This is a genomic window from Rhizobium sp. Nf11,1 (assembly GCF_050587665.1).
Taxonomy (GTDB): Bacteria; Pseudomonadota; Alphaproteobacteria; order Rhizobiales; family Rhizobiaceae; genus Rhizobium.
The window spans coordinates 1-1,011 of the sequence record NZ_JBOBHU010000075.1 but is presented as its reverse complement, the minus strand read 5'-3'; the positions used below and the strand labels follow the sequence as shown (position 1 = coordinate 1,011).

1 protein-coding gene is annotated in these 1,011 nt (G+C 60.4%); it reads right to left on the bottom strand.

Annotated features, from left to right (window positions below):
* A protein-coding gene (locus ACQ7C1_RS31730; RefSeq protein WP_430961220.1) for an IS630 family transposase occupies positions 1-921 on the bottom strand; the annotation gives its coding sequence in 2 pieces (ribosomal slippage) (positions 1-584 and positions 586-921; 920 coding nt annotated over the 2 pieces). This gene is flagged as partial in the annotation.
* Positions 922-1,011 lie beyond the last annotated feature (90 nt).

Below are 1,011 nucleotides of genomic sequence, written 5' to 3'. Positions count from 1 at the left end.
TTTGTGAGGTAGTTTGCGCATTCTGCTGGCGAGAAGCAGTCGAGCATTTCACCAGCCTTGCGCCATGTCGCTTCGACTGTGCGAGGCTGTTCTCTCCTAATTAGGTGCTTGAGCTTGGCAAAGACTTGCTCGATGGGATTGAGGTCCGGGCTGTAAGGCGGCAGGAAGAAGAGGTGCGCGCCTGCGGCCCGGATGGCACGACGGACAGCTTGGCCCTTATGGCTGCCGAGATTGTCGAGGATGACGATGTCGCCCTTGGCGAGCGTGGGCACGAGGATCCTCTGGATATAGAGGGTAAAGAGTTCGCCGTTGATCGGCCCATCGATGACCCAAGGGGCGTCGATGCGGTCGCAGCGCAAGGCGGCAATGAATGTCAGGGTTTTCCAGTGCCCATGCGGAACCGCGGCACATAGGCGTTGACCACGCGGTGCCCACCCCCTGAGGGGCGCCATGTTGGTCTTGATCCAGGTCTCATCGAGAAAGACCAGCCGCTGCGCTTCGATCCGCCGTTGATGGGTCTTCCAACGCAACCGTTTCCTGGCGATATCCATCCGCGTCTGCTCGGCCGGCAGAACCGTTTTTTTTGAAACTCAGGCCCTCGGCCCGGACGAACACCCAAACGGCGCGTCGCTCGGTCTTGATGCCGCGTTCGGCCAGTTCCGCCACAAGGCCTCGCGTCGTGAACGGGCCGGATCGACAGCGCTGGCGCAGCCAGTCGGCCCGTTCGCCGGACAAAGTCCGCTGCTTGCGACCGCCGACGCGGCCGGGCGTCAGAGCGCCGGTCTCCGCAAGGCGCTTCTTCCACTTCGAAACACAGGAGGGAGCAATCGCAAGTGCTGCTGCGATCGATCGTATCGTTTCTCCGGTGTTCAGGCGCGCCATCGCCCGTTCGCGAAGATCCTCAGAATATGGGTGCGTCATCCTTGCCGGCCGTCCTTTTCCGGTAGGACAGAGAATCATATTTCAGCTGATTTGCGAATCTGCGATTCTGAAAAATCGAAGCGTGCTCTA